Origin of the sequence: Alicyclobacillus fodiniaquatilis (assembly GCF_042678105.1) — a bacterium.
GTDB classification, from domain to species: Bacteria; Bacillota; Bacilli; order Alicyclobacillales; family Alicyclobacillaceae; genus Alicyclobacillus; species Alicyclobacillus fodiniaquatilis.
Map to the genome: position 1 here is coordinate 5,150 of NZ_JBHUCX010000081.1, position 253 is coordinate 5,402.

The window sequence follows — 253 nt, forward strand, 5'->3', positions numbered from 1 at the left end:
CTAAGGGCTTTTTCCCGTGTTTCATCCTATCCTTTTCGACAGCTTCATCTAATTCTTTTACGTAATCTTTGGGGGTCAATTCCACTTCATGATGCACAAATTTTCGTTTGTTCGCATTTGCTTTAATGTGGATGGAATCAGTCATAAGAACTCGTCCACCTATCATGTGGTGTTTTATTCCTTGAAGCACAATTTCGTCAAATAGTTCTTGGAAGATGTTTGTTCCCTTAAACCTCGTCCGCCGGTTCCAACT

The 253-nt window shown here is 40.3% G+C and carries 1 pseudogene; it reads right to left on the reverse strand.

The features are described from left to right. Positions 1 to 253: pseudogene (locus ACFSB2_RS19540) on the reverse strand (IS5/IS1182 family transposase); the annotation flags it as partial.